Origin of the sequence: Paucimonas lemoignei, from assembly GCF_004342585.1 — a bacterium.
GTDB classification, from domain to species: domain Bacteria; phylum Pseudomonadota; class Gammaproteobacteria; order Burkholderiales; family Burkholderiaceae_D; genus Paucimonas; species Paucimonas lemoignei.
The window spans coordinates 82,889-99,352 of record NZ_SLZQ01000009.1; the positions used below are offsets into that span (position 1 = coordinate 82,889).

The 16,464-nt window shown below is 55.9% G+C and carries 17 protein-coding genes; 11 read left to right on the top strand and 6 right to left on the bottom strand.

The window, feature by feature from the left end; all coding sequences use genetic code 11:
• Positions 1-31: 31 nt before the first annotated feature.
• On the bottom strand, positions 32-409 hold the full coding sequence (locus tag EDC30_RS13880; protein WP_132259449.1) for a PilZ domain-containing protein: 378 nt from the start codon (positions 407-409) through the stop codon (positions 32-34).
• Positions 410-565: 156 nt separating this feature from the next.
• On the bottom strand, positions 566-1,771 hold the full coding sequence (locus EDC30_RS13885) for a glycosyltransferase family 4 protein (protein ID WP_132259450.1): 1,206 nt from the start codon (positions 1,769-1,771) through the stop codon (positions 566-568).
• A 217-nt stretch (positions 1,772-1,988) separates the two neighbouring features.
• Here EDC30_RS13885 and EDC30_RS13890 point away from each other — a divergent pair, with 217 nt between their 5' ends.
• The 4 genes from EDC30_RS13890 to glf all read left to right on the top strand — a co-directional run bounded on the left by EDC30_RS13890 (position 1,989) and on the right by glf (position 7,102).
• A complete protein-coding gene (locus tag EDC30_RS13890) occupies positions 1,989-2,135 on the top strand; it encodes a hypothetical protein (RefSeq protein WP_165973826.1) in 147 nt (48 codons plus the stop codon).
• Positions 2,136-2,689: 554 nt separating this feature from the next.
• A complete protein-coding gene (locus EDC30_RS13895) occupies positions 2,690-3,676 on the top strand; it encodes a glycosyltransferase (protein ID WP_243656791.1) in 987 nt (328 codons plus the stop codon).
• 9 nt (positions 3,677-3,685) lie between these two features.
• Positions 3,686-5,935, top strand: coding sequence for a family 1 glycosylhydrolase (locus tag EDC30_RS13900; protein WP_132259453.1), 2,250 nt, complete (start codon positions 3,686-3,688; stop codon positions 5,933-5,935).
• Between the two features lie 12 nt (positions 5,936-5,947).
• Positions 5,948-7,102 carry a UDP-galactopyranose mutase gene (glf, locus tag EDC30_RS13905; RefSeq protein WP_132259454.1) on the top strand — a complete coding sequence of 385 codons (1,155 nt, stop codon included), beginning with the start codon at positions 5,948-5,950 and terminating at the stop codon, positions 7,100-7,102.
• A gap of 583 nt (positions 7,103-7,685) precedes the next feature.
• On the opposite strand, the gene EDC30_RS13910 is transcribed toward glf, so the two are convergent.
• Positions 7,686-8,555, bottom strand: a complete 870-nt coding sequence (locus EDC30_RS13910) for a Dyp-type peroxidase (RefSeq protein WP_132259455.1) — start codon at positions 8,553-8,555, stop codon at positions 7,686-7,688.
• 210 nt (positions 8,556-8,765) lie between these two features.
• The gene (locus EDC30_RS13915; protein ID WP_132259456.1) at positions 8,766-9,602 is read right to left on the bottom strand and encodes an SIR2 family NAD-dependent protein deacylase; all 837 of its coding nucleotides are present in this window, start codon (positions 9,600-9,602) and stop codon (positions 8,766-8,768) included.
• A gap of 189 nt (positions 9,603-9,791) precedes the next feature.
• Between EDC30_RS13915 and EDC30_RS13920 the strand changes: the two genes are divergently transcribed.
• The 6 genes from EDC30_RS13920 (at position 9,792) to EDC30_RS13940 (ending at position 14,455) form a co-directional block, all read left to right on the top strand.
• Entirely contained in the window at positions 9,792-10,640 is an 849-nt protein-coding gene (locus EDC30_RS13920; protein WP_132259457.1) for a 3-hydroxybutyryl-CoA dehydrogenase, read from the top strand.
• A gap of 462 nt (positions 10,641-11,102) precedes the next feature.
• Positions 11,103-11,723, top strand: coding sequence for a TetR/AcrR family transcriptional regulator (locus EDC30_RS13925; RefSeq protein WP_132259458.1), 621 nt, complete (start codon positions 11,103-11,105; stop codon positions 11,721-11,723).
• Positions 11,724-11,790: 67 nt separating this feature from the next.
• Complete coding sequence (locus tag EDC30_RS19505) at positions 11,791-11,946, top strand: hypothetical protein (protein WP_165973827.1); 156 nt, start codon at positions 11,791-11,793, stop codon at positions 11,944-11,946.
• Between the two features lie 55 nt (positions 11,947-12,001).
• Positions 12,002-12,892 (top strand): beta-ketoacyl-ACP synthase III, encoded by an 891-nt coding sequence (locus tag EDC30_RS13930; RefSeq protein WP_132259459.1) that lies wholly within the window; start codon positions 12,002-12,004, stop codon positions 12,890-12,892.
• An 82-nt stretch (positions 12,893-12,974) separates the two neighbouring features.
• Positions 12,975-14,174, top strand: coding sequence for an acetyl-CoA C-acyltransferase (locus EDC30_RS13935; RefSeq protein ID WP_132259460.1), 1,200 nt, complete (start codon positions 12,975-12,977; stop codon positions 14,172-14,174).
• Between the two features lie 14 nt (positions 14,175-14,188).
• Complete coding sequence (locus tag EDC30_RS13940; RefSeq protein WP_132259461.1) at positions 14,189-14,455, top strand: hypothetical protein; 267 nt, start codon at positions 14,189-14,191, stop codon at positions 14,453-14,455.
• A gap of 33 nt (positions 14,456-14,488) precedes the next feature.
• Here EDC30_RS13940 and EDC30_RS13945 read toward each other — a convergent pair whose 3' ends face one another.
• Together EDC30_RS13945 and EDC30_RS13950 are read right to left on the bottom strand one after the other, a co-directional pair.
• Entirely contained in the window at positions 14,489-15,007 is a 519-nt protein-coding gene (locus EDC30_RS13945) for a DVUA0089 family protein (protein WP_132259462.1), read from the bottom strand.
• Positions 15,008-15,561: 554 nt separating this feature from the next.
• Entirely contained in the window at positions 15,562-15,873 is a 312-nt protein-coding gene (locus EDC30_RS13950; protein ID WP_132259463.1) for a hypothetical protein, read from the bottom strand.
• 317 nt (positions 15,874-16,190) lie between these two features.
• Here EDC30_RS13950 and EDC30_RS13955 point away from each other — a divergent pair, with 317 nt between their 5' ends.
• A complete protein-coding gene (locus EDC30_RS13955; protein ID WP_132259464.1) occupies positions 16,191-16,415 on the top strand; it encodes a hypothetical protein in 225 nt (74 codons plus the stop codon).
• Positions 16,416-16,464 lie beyond the last annotated feature (49 nt).

Consider the following 16,464-nt stretch of genomic DNA (forward strand, 5'->3'; position numbering starts at 1 on the left):
ATCGGATACTGAAGCGGGATGAGGCGACGTATTACCAGCGGGATTCGGAGAGGGGAGCGCTGCATATCTTTTCGATATGCATTCTGCTGTGCGAATCGTAATCGCGGAAATGAATGCCGATACGGAAAGTGCCTTCATCCTGCGGAATGCAGTAGGCAACCTTGGCCCAGACATTGATCCTTCTGGCTTCATCGCTCAATTCGATATCGAACGCAAGCGCGCAGGCATCATTGGCTTGCATGACTTCGCCAGCCAGCAAGCCGATGCCGCCACGGGAGATATCGAGAATCCTTACCGGGCGCGGAATCGCGTCATGGCTAAGCAGTCGCGCAGGGACATCCAACTCCTTGCGAGGATAGACACGGAGTTCAGCCGGGCGGAGTGATGCAGTCTGTGCTTCCGAATTCATAATAGGGATTAGATCCAGATTCGAATACGGAGATTGTGCTTGAAAAGTTAAATGTTAAAAGTTAATTCTTGTCACATTTTCTCAAAAGCAACACTGGAGGCAGGCGACTCCGCTCGGAACAAGCGGCGCAGGAAGTGAAGAAGAGACGCTTATTGTTTAGGCGATGTCGCGGCCTTGCAATCTGGACGTTTCTAACGTGTCCTGGTACACGTTCATCGTTGCGTCAGCCATGCGTGCGGCGGAAAATCGGGTATGAGCCGCTTCCCGTCCGGTGGTGCTGAATTTTGCCGAGAGCGATGCGTCGTTGAGAATGCGGGCCACCGCTGCCGCCAGCGCCGGCGCATTATCGACCGGAACTATAAGTCCGGTTTCCCCATTGCGCACGGCTTCCGTGGTGCCCAGCGACCGGGTGGCGACGACCGGCAATCCTGCGGCCATGGCTTCCAGCACCACCAATGGATGTCCTTCGAAGAAGGATGGCAGGCAGAACAGGTCGGCTGCCGCCAACAAGTCGGGAACGTCATTGCGGCGCCCCAGAAATAAGATGCGGTCAACTAAGCCAAGCTCGGCGGCAGTGGCTTGCAAGTCGGCTTCCAGCGGGCCACTCCCGACCCAGCCAAGGCGCACATCCGGACAGCTGGTAAGCAGGGCAGGCAAGGCATTCAGCAGCGTCCTGTGGCGCTTTTGCTCGGTAAATCGCGCGACTGTCAGTACCAGGCGGTCGTTGCCAATGCCAAGTTCAGCGCGGACTGCCGCACGGCTGCGGAGTGCAGGCTTCGGCGCAATGCCGTTGTGGACGACGGTGTAGCGCTCCGGGTCGATCCCGGACATGCGAAATGTCTGGCGCGCCGCTTCGCAAACGCAGATGATGCGGTGGACGGATGCGACGCCGCTGGCATAGGCGGCTTCCAGTTCAGTACTCTTCAGTGCACGCAAGGTGTACGGCAAATGCTCGGTACGGATGATCGCGGATACAGCGAGATTATGGGCGGCCGCTGTCAGGCCATGGCCTTCCCATCCAATTCCTGCATGGACATGAACGACATCAGGAGAGAACGCATTCAGTGCCGCGATATATTCCTTGCCGCCGTTTTCCAGCGCCTGGGCGGAAATCACCCTGGCATCCAATTGCGACGCACTGGCTCTTTCGGCCCAGTACCGGGCTTCCGGCGTATCGGCAAAGAGCAGCATGACTTCTGCCTGCTCTTGTAATGCCGCGGCAAGCGTGACCATATGTTCGCCTACGCCGGAAGGATTCGAACTGTCGGTAACAAGCAAGACGCGCAGGCGTTGAAGCGGGGCGGCGGGCAGGATGGCAATGGACGGATCGGTTGCTTTGGACGGAGAAACGGTATCGAGCATGCATGACTTTCATTCTTTAGGATGCTTGTTCGACTGAATGCTTCCGGCACAAGGTCCTTGGCAAAACATTATCCTTATCAAAGGATCTGCAAAGGGAATTTCAATTCTGCTATCCGGTCTATTGGCATCCTCTTCCTGGTTTCTTTTTCATTCGCCGAGGTGATATATGCCAACTTCCCATTCCCGATCCACGCCAAGTTCTCCTGGTAAACAAAAAGTGCAGACGGAAGCCGACGCTCAATCCATGAATCTGAGCGGCAAGCCGGCGCAAACCCGCAAAAGCAGTCATGACCAGAAAAGCCATAACAAGGCCGGTTCCAACGAAGGCGCCGGCGGCGGCAAAAAGCAGGAACGCGATCACTAATTAATCTAGGGAAAAGGTGTCAATCGACACCTTTTCTGGAAGCTCAACAAGGCAGGCAACCCCTGCCTTTATTTTGTTTACGCGCATGGCCGTTCCAACTTGGCCTGCGTAGTGACATGGAAGCACCCTTCTAAAAACTTGACTGAAACACGTCCGGAATAAGAGAAGTTCCGCATTCATGCTTGGGATCAAGAATTGCGCTCTGTCAAATGGAAACTCGTGAAACTTATGAGGAATAAAAAAGAATGCGCAGGCAGGTTGAACAAAATGTACAGAGCAGCTTCAAACAGAAGTTGTACTAAAGACAATTAATTGCATAAGGCCAAAAATACATGGATACCATCATCGTGTTCTCCCACCTGCGCTGGGATTTTGTTTATCAGCGGCCTCAACATTTGCTTTCCAGGCTTGCGAAACATTATCGAATTATTTGCCTGGAAGAACCGATATACCGCGAAGGTAGTGCCGATTTAGAAGTTTCCGAACCGATCCCTAATTTGCTTGTGTGTAAACCGTATACGCCGGTAAAGCACTTTGGTTTTACTGATGAGCAAATGCCCTACCTGCGCCAGATAGTGCAGAAATTAGATAAGGAATACGACATCTCGATTGCCTGGTTCTACACGCCGATGGCCTTGCCGCTCCTCGAAGAGGTGGATGCCCGTCGCGTCGTGTACGACTGCATGGATGAACTGAGCGCTTTCAAGAATCCGCCGCCGCAGCTCATCGAGCGCGAGAAGACCTTTCTCAAGACCGCCGACTTGGTGTTTACCGGCGGCCCCAGCCTCTACGAGGCCAAGAAGGGCAAGAACCCCAATGTGCATTGCTTCCCCAGCAGCGTCGATGCCAATCACTTTCGTCAGGCCCTGGACCGCAATATCGCTTACCCCGCCCACGAAGACATGCCCAAGCCGCGCCTGGGTTTCTATGGCGTCATCGATGAGCGCTTCGACCCGGAACTGGTAGACAAACTGGCGGATGCGCATCCTGAATGGCAAATCGTGCTGGTCGGTCCGGTAGTGAAAATCGACCCATCGATTCTGCCTCGCCGCGACAACATCCATTACATGGGACAGCAGTCGTACAACACGCTGCCGCAATTCCTGGCGAGCTGGGACGTATGCCTGATGCCGTTTGCAATGAATGAATCCACGCGTTTCATCAGCCCGACCAAGTCGCTGGAATACATGGCCGCCGAACTGCCGATCGTCAGCACGCCGATCAAGGATGTGGTCGACCTGCACAGCGACGTGGTGGAAATCGCCGCCGACGCTGACGAATTCATCGCTGCCTGCGAACGCATGGTGTCATTGTCCAGCGATGAAATGCGACACAAGATCCGCGTCATGCGTGAAAAACTCGCCGAGACTTCCTGGGACATGACGGCATCGAAGATGCATGCGCTGCTGCAAAGCATCGATGCGGAAGACCTCGATGAGGACGAGAGCGTGGAAGGCGATGCCGAGGATCTCTCGGAAGAGCTGCTGGCGTCTGCAAATGGCAAGATCGCCAGCGTACCACTGACCGCCGCTCAAAAATAACGGATGCCCATGACTGAAAAAAACGATCAGGCAACCGGCCGTGAGATCGCCTTGTGGGGCGGCCTCGAATGCACGGTCAATCGGGTACAGGACGATTACTTCAGCCAGCTGGACAGAAACGGGCACGCCACCCGCGAAGGCGATCTCGAACGCTTTGCGCGACTGGGCATCCGCGCCATCCGTTATCCCGTGTTGTGGGAGCGGACCGCGCCGGACGGCCTGGAAAGCGCGGACTGGTCATGGACGGATGAACGCTTGCCGGCCTTGCAGAAGCTGGGCATCACGCCGATCGCCGGCCTGGTGCACCACGGCAGCGGACCGCGTCATACCAGCCTGGTGGATCCGCAGTTCGCGGAAAAACTGGCCAAATTCGCGCGTGCCGTGGCCCAGCGCTATCCCTGGCTCGAGTACTACACGCCGGTCAACGAGCCCCTGACGACGGCACGCTTCAGCGGCTTGTACGGCGTATGGTATCCGCATGGGCGAGACGAGCGCACCTTTATCCAGGCGCTCCTGAACCAGTGCCGCGGGGTAGTGCTGTCGATGCGTGCCATCCGCGAGGTTAACCCGCAGGCAAAGCTGGTGCAGACGGATGACCTGGGCAAAACCTACGGCACGCCTGAAATGTCCGAACTGGTGGAGTTCTATAACGAACGCCGCTGGCTGGGGTGGGATCTCCTGTGCGGCAAGGTCGGGCCCGAGCATCCGCTGTGGGATTACCTGCTCGCGACGGGTATCGATGAGGCGGAATTCCTCTGGTTCCGTGCCAATCCGTGTCCGCCCGATATCATCGGCGTCAACTACTACATCACCAGCGAGCGCTGGCTCGACCATCGCGTGCAGCGCTACCCCGAGCGCTATGTCGGTACCTACCGCGGCTTGCAGCATGCCGATATCGAAACGCCGCGCGCACTGGCCACGCCGACTCCTGGCATCGGTCCCTTGCTGCAGGAAGCCTGGGACCGGTATGGCTTGCCGATCGCGATTACGGAAGCGCACATCGATGCCACCCGCGAAGACCAGATGCGCTGGCTGCTGGAAATCTGGGAAGCGGCAAAGACAGTACGGCGCAACGGTGCGGACGTACGGGCAGTCACCGTGTGGGCGTTGCTCGGTTCCTATGACTGGAACTGCCTGGTCACCGCATGCCGAGGCTATTACGAGCCAGGTCCGCTCGACGTGCGCTCCAAGCCGCCGCGGCCGACAGCCGTGGCAAGCCTGATGCGGGAACTGTCAAGCGGCGGCGACCTCTCGCATCCGGTGTTGCAGGGGCAGGGCTGGTGGCGCCGGTCGGGGCGGTTCTTCTGTCCGCCGGTAGCTGCCTCCGGCATCGTCGCGGCAATGCCCGTGGTCGTGCGCAACAAGGATACCAGCCCGGCCGTTCAACCGATTCTGATTACCGGCGCCACCGGCACACTCGGCAGCGCTTTTGCGCGCATCTGTGAAAACCGGCATCTGGCATACCACCTGCTCAGCCGCAGCGAGATGGATATCGCCGATGTCGATTCGGTCGAGCGCACCATCGCGCATTACAAACCCTGGGCAATCATCAATGCCTGCGGCTACGTGCGCGTGGATGACGCGGAAAAGGAAGTCGAACGCTGCTTCCGCGAAAACGTGCATGGCCCGTCTCTGCTTGCCAGGGTGTGCGCGCGGCATGGCATTCAGTTGCTGACTTTCTCGAGCGACCTCGTCTTCGATGGAAGCCAGCAGTCGCCTTACGTCGAGACCGATGCGGTGGCGCCGCTGAATGTCTATGGCAAGAGCAAGGCCGAGTCGGAAAGCCGGGTGCTGGAGTCGCATCCAGATGCGCTGGTTGTCCGCACCAGCGCTTTCTTCGGCCCCTGGGACCGCTACAACTTCGTCACCCAGGCCTTGCAGGCGCTGAGCGATGGCCAGCCTTTTATGGCGGCATGCGACATGACGGTTTCTCCCACCTATGTGCCTGACCTGGTGAATGCCAGCCTGGACCTGCTGATCGATAAGGAAAAGGGCATCTGGCATCTGTCCAATTCCCAGGCGGTCACCTGGGCGGAACTGGCGCTCAAGGCATGCAACATGGCCGGAATCGATGCCAGCCGGCTCGAGGCCAAGCCATCGAAGGAACTCGGCTATGTGGCGCCGCGCCCCATGTACAGCGCGCTCCTGAGCGAACGCGGCATTCTCCTGCCCGCACTTGATGATGCGTTATCCCGCTATTTGCAGTCGCGCCAACAAGCCGTCGAGGAAGAAGTTCCCGGGCTGGCAGCGCAATCCTAGACAGGAGGAAGCATGAAAAGAATCGCTGTGGTGGGCGCCGGCTTTTCCGGCGCCGTGATTGCGCAAGAACTTGGCAAGACTGACCGGTACCGCATTGACGTCTTCGACTCGCGCCCGCATGTCGCCGGCAATTGCCATTCGCACCGCGACCCGGAAACCGGCGTGATGCTGCATACCTATGGCCCGCACATTTTCCATACCAGTAATGAAAAGGTCTGGGATTACGTGCGCCGCTTTGACGAATTCATGCCATTCACGAATCGCGTCAAGGCCATCACCAAGGGCCGTGTGTATTCCATGCCGGTCAATCTTTTGACCATCAACCAGTTCTTTGGGAAGACCTTCAATCCGAGCGACGCTGCTACGTTCATGGCTTCGATCGGCGATCAAAGCATCACCGAGCCGAAGACCTTTGAAGAGCAGGCGCTGCGTTTCGTCGGCAAGGAATTGTATGAAGCCTTCTTCAAGGGATACACGATCAAGCAATGGGGCATGCCTCCATCGGAGCTGCCGGCGAGTATCCTGAAGCGCTTGCCGGTGCGCTTCAATTACGACGATAACTATTACGCCAGCACGTTCCAGGGCATGCCCAAGAACGGTTACACCGCCATCGTGGAAAAAATGCTGGACCAGCATAACGTGACAGTGCGCCTGAACACGAAGTTCGACCGCTCGATGGCAGGCGAATATGATCACGTGTTCTACAGCGGCCCGATCGATGCCTGGTTCAATCATAACTTTGGCCGGCTCGGCTATCGCACGCTTGATTTCAAGGCGGAATGGCATCGCGGCGATTACCAGGGCAACGCGGTGATCAATTACTGCGACGAAGACGTGCCCTGGACGCGCATCTCCGAGCACAAGCATTTCTCGCCGTGGGAATCCCACGAGGATACGGTGATCTTCAAGGAGTACAGCCGTTTTTGCGAAGAAAACGATACGCCTTACTATCCCATCCGCCTGGCGAAGGAAAAGTCGCAATTGAAGCAATATATCGAGCAGGCGAGCGGTGAAAAGAACATCACCTTCGTGGGACGCCTCGGCACTTACCGCTATCTCGATATGCACGTGACGATTGCCGAAGCGCTGGATGTGGCGGAACGCTTCCTCGCTTGCGAGGCAAAGGGAGATCGCATGCCGGCGTTTACCGTGGATCCGCTTGGTTAGGTCCTGAATCGGTAATTTAGTAAGTCTTTGACAGAATGCGGCCTTGGTAACAAGGCCGCAATTTTTCATTCCGCGTTCTTTGCCCCGTGTTGTGCAGCCTGAATTCCTGGTTTTTCCGCGACAGGTTATCCAGCCGTTTTTCTTCCATCTAGTAGTTTTGCAGAGGCTAGACGGCAATCCACTATGCCCTCATTGCCCATATATTGCCATTTTGCAAGCTGCGTCGTCCCATAACCTGCAGATCGAGCTGGCGATGCCAAAAAGAAACTTTCAGCGCAGCATAGGAAAATTCCGATGCCTGTCAGCATTATTGCCTTGATTTTTATCAACGGAAAAAATTTCCTAATAATCATGAACTTAGGAAACTGCAGGGTGGCTTATCCACAGACTTTTCCACGTTTATCGGGGATAACCTTTGCCAGTGGATAATTTGCTCAGAACGCATCCTTGACTTAACAATAACCAGGAAGCTGGAATTAATGTTCCGAAAAATCAGGAGGAAGAGCGGAGAAAGGCCCGCCGCTGTTGCCTATGCAAGTGCAAAGCCGGACGAGCCTTCATGAGAGGAGAGAGGCTGAAGTGTTTACCGCACCGCCCGCAAATCGAGTCTGCCTTCCGAGATCGGCGGACACCAGTAATACCCGCCACTGACAGGCTGGCTGAAGCGGAACAGCGCATCCGTAATGCCGTCTTCCAGCCCGGCCATGCGGCGCAGCTGCGCTTCGAAGGCATCGAGCGAGCGGCCAAAGGCTAGGAACAACAGCCCAGCCTTACCGCCTTCCGCCCAGGGCATCGAACGGCGCACGACAAATGCCTCGGGGCTGAAGCTTTCCTGGGCAGTGCGCTTGACGTGTGCCGACTCGGGCGCGTCATCCAGTTCTTCGTTGTCGCTCTTGCGGCGCCCCATGATATTGTCCTGCTCATCTTGCGGCAGGCGCGCGAAATGATCCAGGTCGTGCGCCCAGTGCTGCACGGCGGCGAAGCTGCTGCCCGGGATATTGCTGGAGATTGCGGCCTGAAATGCGTCTTCTGCCTGGGGATTTTCCGTGCCATCCTCGTAACCGGTCAGGTCATGGCCGGTCTTGTAACGAAAGGCTTCGGTCATTTGTACTAGTCGCAGCGCCGGCGCCAAGGCAGCTTCGACTTCACGGGTGCGATGCAGCAGTTCGCCACGGTCGTCGCCACGCAGCCAGCACCACAGCGCATGCTGGGTCGAGGGAATATCGATGTCCGCATTGCGCATGGCCGGAAAAGCGCGCAATCCTTCGATCTGTCGGCCTAATGCCTGCACCAGCGGCTCGCCCAATCCGACAACGGTATGTTCGCCATCGGCAATGCGAGCCAGATTATCGAGCGCTGCGGGGAGCTTAGCCGGCGATTCCAGCTTAAAGAATAGGTGGCGTGCCTGTGCCGGAATCGGGGCATCCAGAATGGCGGGCTGGTAAGGCTTCATGTATTTCTCCTCGAAAAGCATGATTTTATAAAAAAAAACCCGCAGGCCTTGCGGCTTGCGGGTAAATCCAATTCAAGAAGACTTGGAGGAGACAGGTGAAATCTTAACGATTGGCATGCCCCCTGTCTGCTTTATATTAGGAATAGGTGATATATGAATTTCTTATACCATTTTCCGGATATATAAATATGCTTAGGTATGCCAGCAAGCCTACTGCAAGTTGGCGAGCGCATCCATGATCTGCGTAATTCCTTCCAAGGCGCCAAGTTCGATACTGATACATCGCTTGTCGCCAACCGCAGCTTCAGTCGGATTGATGCGTATGAGCGGACTTCCCAGCGATTCGCCATAGTGCCGCACGGTAGGAATGGCGGTGCCGGCGCCAATCTCCATGACGACGAGCTTTTCCGTGCGCGCCAGCCAGGCATCCAGGCGTGCCAGTTGTCGTTCTGTCGCGCTGTCGTCCCAATCCCAGTCGCTGAACATCAGGATATTTGGCCGCGCCAATCCGCCACACGCAGGGCAGGTCGGCAACGCGGACATTAGCTTGCATTGGCCGGCATCGATGACCGGCTCAAACTCATCCGCCGGCCATGGAGACTGTCCGCATCCGTTCAGGCATTGCAGGTGATGAATCGTGCCGTGGCATTCCACGATACGCCCCGGAGTAATCCCTGCCTTTTGAAACTGGCCATCGACGTTACTGGTGAAAACCCCGATTCCCTTTGGCAGTTGCCGTGATAAATCCAGCAGTCTGGCAAATCCCGCATGCGGCTGCGTCCGGCGGTAGAGCTGCAGGCGGTGTCCATAGAATCCCCACGCGACTTCCGGCATGGAGTGGAATGCCGCAGGACTGGCGATCTCATGAAAACGCATGCCAAGCGTCCCCAGCGCCGGATAGGCGCGCCAGAAGCCTTGCTCGCCGCGAAAGTCCGGCAATCCCGAATCGATGCCGATGCCTGCGCCGGCCGTGATGAGCACGGCATCGGCATCAGCGAGCAGCGCGGCTGCCTCATGGCATGCGGCTTGGATAGGGGTGGTATTCATCGTGGAAAAATGCGGGATATGGTCAGGCTGGGTGGAAGCTACATGGTACGTGCTGCGGCGGACGAACGCAAAAGTTGACGCATCGCCCAGGACGTTTTGGGTAAATAAATAGGTACAATCGCGCTTGCATGAAATATATCGAACGGTATTTCGCCGCCAGGGCGGAGACCACTCAACATGGAGAGCAAGATGAGTATTGAAGTTGTCGGCATCATTGGTTCGGGACAAATGGGCAGCGGCATTGCCCAGGTTTGCGCAGCAGCCGGTCTGAAAGTTATCATGCGCGATATCAATGACGCAGCAATCGCCAAGGGCATGGGGGCGATTTCTTCCAGCCTGGACCGCGGCATCAAGAGCGGCAAGCTGACAGCCGAACAAAAGGAGCAGACGCTATCCCGCATCCAGGGCACGACCGCATTGGCAGATTTGGCTCCGGCTGATTTCATTATCGAGGCCGCGACCGAAAACCTCGGCTTGAAACAGCAAATCCTGAAAGAGCTGGAAGGCATCGCCAAGCCGGACTGCATCATCGCCACCAACACCTCTTCCGTGTCGATCACCAAGCTGGGCGCCACGCTGGCCAACCCCGAACGCTTCGTCGGCATGCATTTCTTTAATCCGGTGCCGGTGATGTCGCTGGTAGAGATCATTAGCGGTTTGCGCACCAGCGACAATGTCGTCGCAGTCACCCGCGCCCTCGCCGAGCGCGTCGGTAAGACGCCGATCTCCGTCAAGAATGCACCGGGCTTCGTGGTTAACCGCTTGCTCATCCCGATGATCAACGAAGCCATTTTCGTGTTGCAGGAAGGCGTGGCTTCGCCCGAAGAGATCGACGCCGGCATGAAGCTGGGGGCAAATCATCCGATCGGCCCGCTGGCACTGGCGGATCTGATCGGCCTCGATGTGTGTCTCGCCGTGATGGAAGTGTTCTACCGCGACTTCAACGATTCGAAGTATCGTCCGGCCCCGCTGCTGAAGGAAATGGTCGATGGCGGCATGCTTGGCCGTAAGACCGGCAAGGGCTTCTACACGTATTAAAAAAAAGCCCGCAGGCCTTGTCGGCTTGCGGGCTGAATCCAATTCAAGAAGATTGGAGGAGACGGATGCAATCTTATCCAAAGGACGGGCTAAGGTCTGCTTTATATTGGCAATACTAGATATGCGTACTTCATATAACTTCGGCATTCATATCTGATAATAATCCGCAGGCACCCGGAGTTTCGTGGTTCACTCCTTTCTTTCGTCGCACTTTCGCTCCCTCCATTCAAGCCTTGAACAAGTACCTCGATATCCCATATTGATGTGCGCCGGCCAGACGCGCCATTTTCCATAGCCAGCAGCGGCGCCCTGATGTTCATGGGCGTGACCGTGATGGGTGATGCCGCCAAGGTTGAACGCGCAAAGGAAGCCTTTCAAAGCTTTACAGCCAAAATCTGAACAAGGAACCGTGCCAGTTGCGAAGGCATTGTTAATTCGCACACATGTGCTAAAATGATTTGCATGGATACCGTCACCAGCAAAAGCGAGCATACCTTTGCCGCCATTGTGGAAACCGCCCTGGAAATGGCGGCGACGCAAGGCATCGGCAAATTGTCGCTCGGCGAGGTGGCAAAGCGGCTCAATATGAGCAAAAGCGGGGTGTTTTCCCGGGTTGGTTCGCTCGAGGCCTTGCAGAACGCGGTGCTGGATGAATTCGACCGGCGCTTCAGTGCTGACGTGTTCATGCCGGCGCTAAGCCTGCCGCGTGGTCTGCCGCGTTTAAATGCCATCGTCGAAGGTTGGATCAAACGCGTCTGCAATGCCAATTCGCTGAGCTCGTGCCTGTATGTGGCTGGCTCTTTCGAATTCGATGACGTTGCCGCCAGTCCGTTAAGGGAGCGCCTGCAGGATGGCGTTTTGCGCATGCGCACGGCGTTACGGCGCACGATCCTGCAAGCCATGGAGGAAGGGCACTTGCGATCGGATACGGATCCGGAGCAATTGATCTTCGAGATCTACAGCATTATTGTCGGCGCCATGCATGACGCTCGCTTTTTGCGGGATGCGCAGACTGAAGCGCGGATGCGCAATGCCTGCGCAAGGCTGATCTCCACCTATCGCAGCTTCCAGGGGAACTGGTAGGTGGCAGGCGGGCCGACTGAAATTTTTTTGATCATTTTTAGCATGGGTGTGCGAAAAAGGGGTTGTCATGATTATGCTGCTGATTGCAAGTGGAGTCGCCCTGGCGCTGATGGGATATCGCGTCACTCAATGGATGCGGGAAATTCCGGACCGGAATGAAGATTTCGATGCCATGTCGGCGACCGCGTTTATCGAACGTCGCCACTCGGTATCCGCGCATTAGCCGCATGTGGGAATGAATTCACAGCCGGATTAACACCAACAATAAGGGAGGCTACATGACGCGCCACACCAAGATAATCGGCACTGGCAGTGCCTTGCCTGAGCGCCGGGTATCCAACCAGGAACTGGCAGATGAGATGGCCCGAAAAGGCATTGAAACCTCGGATGAATGGATCACGACGAGGACGGGCATCCGTTATCGTCATTACGCCGAGGCGCATCAGCATGCCAGCGACCTTGCTCTCATTGCCTGCCAGCGTGCCATCCGGGTAAGCGGCGTAAGCAAGGATGAGATTGATCTGATCGTCCTTGCGACTTCAACTCCGGATCATGTGGGCGGCTTTCCCAGTACGGCAGCGGTGCTGCAGCATAAGCTGGAAATGGCGAACACTTGCGCGGCATTCGATGTGCAGGCGGTCTGTAGCGGCTTTGTCTACGCGCTGACCGTTGCGGATGCGCTGATGAAAACATGCGGCTACCGTAATGCGCTGGTAGTAGGCGCCGAAGTGTATTCGCGGATTATTGATTTTGACGATCGCGCTACCTGTGTGCTGTTTGGCGATGGCGCGGGAGCAGTGGTGCTCGGCGTTAGCGACAAGCCAGGTATGCATGGGTCTTGCCTGCATGCCGACGGCGGCTTGGCGAATATCCTGGCCGATGCGATTCTTTCGGTGCTGGAGCAAAACCGAATGTCCGCCGACGAGATCGACTGGCTGGTCCTGCATCAGGCCAATATCCGCATCCTGCATGCGGTCGCGAAGCAGATTTCCCTTCCCATCGACAAGCTCATTACCACGGTCGATAGGCATGCCAATACCTCGGCTGCGTCGATCCCGCTGGCGCTGGATGCCGGCATCCGTGAAGGAAAAATTAAGCCTGGCCACAAGGTGATGCTGGCTGCCGTTGGCGGCGGCCTGACATGGGGCGCGACATTACTGGGCATGTGAAAGGGGTAATTCACTCAGGCGTTTTTTGATTTGTAAGGCGGTCCATCCACGCAGCGCAAGCTGCCCAACCAGGAGAATCATCATGCATGACCCCGTCGTAATCGTCGGTGCGGCCCGCACCCCACTTGCTGCATTCCAGGGCGAATTTTCTTCGTTGTCCGCCAATGACCTGGGCGCCGTCGCCATCTGTGCCGCAGTAGAGCGCGCCGGCTTGCAGGCGGCGCTTGTTGAAGAAGTCATCATGGGCAATGTCCTGATGGCAGGGCAGGGACAGGCGCCTGCGCGCCAGGCTGCAATCAAGGCGGGCATTCCGCTTTCGGCCGGTGCCGTCACGCTCAACAAGGTCTGCGGCTCGGGCATGCAAGCCGTGATGTACGCGCACGACGCCATCCTTGCCGGCACAAGCCAGGTGGTTATCGCTGGCGGCATGGAATCCATGACCAACGCTCCATATTTACTGACCAAGGCGCGCGGCGGTTACCGCGCCGGACATGGCAAGATCCTTGACCACATGATGCTCGATGGTCTGGAGGATTCCTATGATCCGGAAAACGTCATCGGCGAAGGACGCGCCATGGGATTGTTTGGCGAGCAGTGCGCAGCCAAATATGGCTTTACGCGCGAAGAGCAGGATGCCTTTGCAATGGAAACGGTAACGCGCGCGCAAGCAGCGGCCGGCAATGGCGCATTGACGTGGGAAATCGCGCCGGTCACGATTTCCTCCCGCGTCGGCGAGGCCATCATCGATCGCGACGAGCGCCCGCAAAAAATCAAGCCGGAAAAGATCCCGTCGCTCAAGCCGGCCTTCAGCGCCAATGGCACGGTGACGGCAGCATCCTCTTCAGCCAATGCCGACGGCGCGGCAGCGCTGGTGCTGATGCGCGAATCGACGGCGAAAAAACTCGGTTGCAAGCCGATTGCCCGCATCATCGCGCATGCGCGGCATTCACAGGAGCCGGAATGGTTCACTACGGCCCCGGTAGGCGCGATCGCCAAGCTTTACAGCAAGGCAGGCTGGCGAACCAGCGAAGTCGATCTGTTCGAGATTAATGAAGCCTTTGCTTCAGTCACGATGGCGGCGATGAAAGAGCATGGCATCCCGCGCGACAAGGTGAATATCCATGGCGGCGCGTGTGCCATCGGTCATCCGATCGGCGCTTCGGGAGCTCGCATTATTGTTTCGCTGCTCGGTGGATTGAGGCAGACAGGCGGCACGCGCGGCGTCGCGTCATTGTGTATTGGCGGCGGTGAAGCCACGGCGATCGCAGTGGAGCTTGTGTAAAAGGACATCGCGCCATGCTGGCAGGTATGGTTGGCTATGGCGCGGTGATTGACCTAACTGGATCGGTGCTGAATCCTGGCTCGGATAAGGCCTTAAGAATAAGCTGGCAACGTCCCTGCTGCAGGCAGAGTCATTCCGGGATTGCCTCCATGTACGCCCACACAGATTACGTGCCTGAGCAAATCCACGCCGGTTATTTTATTCGACAGCGCACCGCTATGACCGCAGCTATTCCAGCTGCCATGAATAGTAGTCAAGAAAAAGCCGTTGCGGCTAAATAGCGGCAACGGCTCATTTGTATTTCACGAAATCTTTTATTTTCTTACCTTGCGACGAGCAGCGCCAACTCCCAGCAGTCCGAGGCCCAAAAGCGCAAGCGTGGCAGGCTCCGGTACGGCCGAAGCTACGGCTCCGTTAATCGTGAGGGTGTAGCTCATGGGAGTGTGATCATGGCTCACACTAAATGCATTGCCTGACCAGGTCGTGCCGTGAGTGGTGATATAGGCTGTGTACTCACCAATATCGAGTAATACATTTAAAAAGCTGTTCAACGTACCATTCGAATCATCGTTTTGATCAATGTAGGTGGCAGCATCAAAAGTGTTGTTGCCGGAAAACAAAATCAGGTATGGGTCTGAATTGCCTTCGAGAAAAAGCGAAGTAAGGCCAGCTGACGTGACTTGGAAAGTGAACGTATTGGCGGCACCAAGCGGTGTGTCCGGAAGAGTTCCACTTGTCGAGATGACTGTTGCTTGAGCAGAAAGAGCACAGAAACTTAAGAAGATCGATGCAGCAAGAGTCTGGATGAATTTATATGGGCGGAATGACGTCATTTATGATCTTTCTAAACCATGAATACCGGTTAATAACAATTCAGTTTTGTTGCGTAAATGAAAGCATGCAACGGCAAGTCTGTGTCTGACAGGTAGCAAAGCAGGATATGTGCCAAATTTATTTGAGTTAATAATTCCTAGTATTATCAATATGTTATATATCGCTTGAGCACGAGGGTTTTAGGTCGTGTAAAAAAATTCGACAGAATTTGAATGGGGAAGGAGAAGTGGAGAAAGAGGGGGCTGCCGATTGCGGACACAGTTAAAGCGAGCCTTGTCCTGACAAATGAGCGTTGGGACTTGTTGGCAGGATTTTTATATGGCTTTTAGCCAGCAATGCTATTGATTGCATCGACAAGAGCGCAGAATGACCTTGTGTTGGTCTGATGCAGCGGATATTTATGCAGAAAGCAAAAAGCCCAAACCTTGCGGAATGGGCTTTTCTTGAATCTGGCTCCCTGAACAAATCGCAAAACGAGTTTTTACCGTCTCGGCTGTTCTTCCGCCGCACTTGGCCAAGCAGGCTGTGAACTATACGCTTCACTGATTGTTGATTAATTTGAAATACCGGCTCGCGCGCAGTCATCCCGCTCCGTTTGCTTCCACTGCTTATAACTTGGCTCATCCTTGGCCTGCAGGTAGGATGACGCGACAAATCCGGCCTCGACACAGATTTCTGATAATGAGCCGTTTCGCTTTACCATTTGGTACCTAGTGACCGCGTCACTGGCAACCTTGTTATTCACTTCCTGGAGACTATCAACTGCTTTTTGTTCCATGCCGCCACCAAGGAAGAACCAGAGCATGCCGGCCACTACAATTACAGTGACAGCTATCTGCAGATCGATAAAGCTTGGCTTTGACATGGTCACTACCCAGTTTTTATTGGAAATTTTCCGGCAAGGGTAACAGAAAAGCGAAACACGAAAAACTGAAAAGCGAAACTTGACACCCTAAGAACAGAGCCTTATAGTCCGCTCCAGGTGCTTGAAAACACCTCAACGAGCGGCATGTCACCCCGATAGTCCGTGGCATTTTTTTCGTCCATTGGTTTTACTCCTATGGGCGGGTTGCGGCGCCCATACAAGACCCGAAAGGGGAAAAGCGTCGGCCGTCTCGTTGCGGTTTTCAACATCCTGCCCACCCGCTTGAAAACGGGTTAATCTCAACGAGGAGTAAAACCATGTCGAACCCTATTCTTCTTCCGGCTATAGCCATTCTCCCCCGTCCTGAAGTCGATAATCTGCTTGAAGCTTGGCTTGCCTATGACAAGGCCTTAATGGCTTCGCCTAGACTTAGCCATATGACGCAGGTACGCCGCGATCGTGCGGCTGATGCGTTGTATGACGTAATGTTCATGGCCAGCACTGGGACAACGCTTGCCGATCTGCCACCGTCCGGCGGCTAACAAAGCTCCCCCTCCCGTTGTATTGACGATACGAGGAAACTGCGCAAGT